The 2730-nt window shown below is 36.3% G+C and carries 3 protein-coding genes and 1 pseudogene; 2 read left to right on the top strand and 2 right to left on the bottom strand.

What is annotated here, in order from left to right; translation table 11 throughout:
- The first annotated feature begins 77 nt into the window (after positions 1 to 77).
- Both EKM67_RS10555 and EKM67_RS10550 read left to right on the top strand, forming a co-directional pair.
- Positions 78 to 287, top strand: a complete 210-nt coding sequence (locus EKM67_RS10555; RefSeq protein ID WP_125578937.1) for a hypothetical protein — start codon at positions 78 to 80, stop codon at positions 285 to 287.
- 178 nt (positions 288 to 465) lie between these two features.
- Positions 466 to 1817 (top strand): annotated as a pseudogene (locus EKM67_RS10550) (IS3 family transposase).
- A gap of 22 nt (positions 1818 to 1839) precedes the next feature.
- Here EKM67_RS10550 and EKM67_RS10545 read toward each other — a convergent pair.
- The gene (locus EKM67_RS10545) at positions 1840 to 2202 is read right to left on the bottom strand and encodes a hypothetical protein (protein ID WP_125578936.1); all 363 of its coding nucleotides are present in this window, start codon (positions 2200 to 2202) and stop codon (positions 1840 to 1842) included.
- 202 nt (positions 2203 to 2404) lie between these two features.
- The gene (locus EKM67_RS11040; protein WP_225417380.1) at positions 2405 to 2659 is read right to left on the bottom strand and encodes a VanZ family protein; all 255 of its coding nucleotides are present in this window, start codon (positions 2657 to 2659) and stop codon (positions 2405 to 2407) included.
- Positions 2660 to 2730: the final 71 nt, after the last annotated feature.

The raw sequence follows: 2730 nt of genomic DNA, 5'->3' as shown, positions 1-2730 counted from the left end.
CGATTTAATCATACGGGGAAGGTCTTCCCTTTTCAATTACTATTTACACAAAATATTGTACACTCCCGGAGAAAATAATGCCAACACACACCACAGCAAAAGTTGTTAATATAAGAGGTAAAAAGATGGTCGAATTGTTTGTGACTGATATGTATTTAGGTTCATCCACTAATGTTATTCCATATGTTGAGGCAAAAGAAGCATATGATAATCACGAAGCTCTATTTGATTGGAGTGCTGGTTTTACTAGGTCGGTTATACATGGATTATTTGAAGATACTAAATAAACAGTCTAGATGTAGTATTACCAGAGCCATTAATAAACAAAAATGAACTGAACCCCAAACATTGGACTAAAATTTAAGCTACTTTCTGGGTGGTGAGAATTCGATAATTTATCGGACTCTTGCCACCCAGTTTTGTTTTGGTCCTTTGAACTGAACCCCCGATGTTGGACCAAATCCGATATCGAGGGTTTTCATATGTCTAAGTTCTTCGATTGGGATCGGTCAACTTGCACGCAAATACGGTATCAAGTCAGATGCGTCCATTCTTAAATGGGTTAATCAATATCAAGTATTCGGCGAAGAAGGACTCGAAGTTAGAAGACCAACATTTATTTATGATGGTTCAGTCAAGGCAAATGGTTGAAAATGGTTGAAAACGAATAACGCCTCTTTATCCGAGACTGCTTTACATTTCAATATATCTGAGCCATCAACCATTTGGGCTTGGAAACGTAAACTTGAAGCAGACGGAATAGACGCGCTGTATTTAGTGAGAGGTCGGCCTAAAATTATGTCTGCAGATAAACAGGGTAAAAACAAGAAAAAGCAAACCGAGCTTGAGCGGTTACGCGAAGAAAATGAGCTACTTCAAATTGAGAATGATTATTTAAAAAAATTGAGGGCCTTGGTTCAATCACAACGAGACAAAGAGCGCAAATCATCCAAGAATTAAGGTCTAAGTACAAGCTCACAAATATTCTCAAAGTAGTTGGTATGGCCAAAAGTACTTTTATGTACGCGATTAAGGTTTCTTTGCCTACTGAAGATAAAGACGCAAGCGTCAAACAGTTGATCACTGATATTAAAAACAACGTCCCGGCTGCTGGGTATCGACAGGTAACTAATCAGCTTAAGGAGATGGGATTGTCAATTAACCATAAGCGAGTTTTAAGAATTATGCGCGAGTTAAATCTGCTTTCCTCTGCCTTCAATAAGAAAAAGAACAAATATAATTCGTATAAAGGGAAAGTTGGTACAGTCGCAGTTAACCGATATAATCGACGTTTTATGACAGATCGCCCATATCAGAAATTAACGACAGATATAACTGAAATTCGTTGGGGTAAACAAACGACTAATGAGCGTGCGTATTTCACGTGTATTTATGATTTGTTTTCAGGTGAAGTAATTAGTTATGCGATGTCATCACATCCAACTGTAGAATTCGCAGTTAATGTTTTAAAAGATGCCATCAAACAAATCCCAAAATGTTTGGGTTATCGAACTACTGTGCACTCGGATCAAGGCTTTCACTACCAAAACAAACAATGGGTAAAGGTTTTAAAAGATAATCGAATGTTTCAGAGTATGTCACGGAAAGCGACCTGCCTGGATAATGCGCCAATGGAAAGCTTTTTTCACATTATGAAATCTGAAGTATATTACCAGAGAAAGTTTGATAGCTTAGAAGAAGTAGCTGATACAATAACAAGGTGGATAGAATATTATAATCATACAAGGACCAAAACAAAACTGGGTGGCAAGAGTCCGATAAATTATCAAATTCTCACCACCCAGAAAGTAGCTTAAATTTTGGTCCAATGTTTGGGGTTCAGTTCATTCCTGAAGTTACATCAGTTTTTTTGCTGAAACTATGAGAGCCTATTTTTGTGTTCACATCGCCGTAGTCACTATCGAGCCAAAGACTTACACTTCTTTTGAGGTTTGCATATGATGTGCCTGCACCACTTTTTGAAGTAACCTTAAGTGTTGCTGTGTGTCCCTTGGCAAAATAGTGCCATACACCATTTGTCTTGCCGCTTACTATGCCGTTTCCGCCAACAGTTTTATAGGAAATATTTATTGACTGTGAATTGGCAAACACAGTTTGACCGCCAATAAATAATCCCAAGAATGCGACAAGAGTAAGCCCTAGACCAAGTACTTTCGACTTGGTACCGTTTCTTTTTTTCATTGAAACCCCTTCTTCCGTAAAACCCTAAGATTTAATTGAAAATTTTAACCAGTTAAGCTTAACTATATGTTGACAATAGCACATATAAAAAAATTTGCAATCGTTTTCATCTAAATAAAAGAAATAAGCCTATTACTTTATGCATAAGCGAGATATTCATATTAAAGTGAAATACTCTACACCAAAAACTATTATGATAATTTTAGCCGATGCGGAATATATCTATCTCTTTGGAAAAGATTTTTTTTATTGCTGTGAAAATGATATACCCACAAAAACCGCCGAATATATTCAAGATGAGATCGTTAATATCGAAGATTCTGCTTCCAATATAAAAATAATTGGTAACGAGTTGCAATATTTCAATTGACAGGCTTATTTTTATTAACATAATGAAATTAGTACGAGGATGTGCATATTTTTCTTTGAGAATTGAAATAAAAAAAGAAAAAGGCATGAGTAGGCTCGGCTCCTGTCAAGAGGACAATCAAATAATTAAAGTGTTTATGCACATTCTTGAACGGCATG

This window comes from Lapidilactobacillus mulanensis (assembly GCF_003946215.1).
Lineage (GTDB): Bacteria > Bacillota > Bacilli > Lactobacillales > Lactobacillaceae > Lapidilactobacillus > Lapidilactobacillus mulanensis.
The sequence above is the reverse complement of the archived record's forward strand: the minus strand, read 5'-3'. Positions and strand labels throughout refer to the sequence as shown.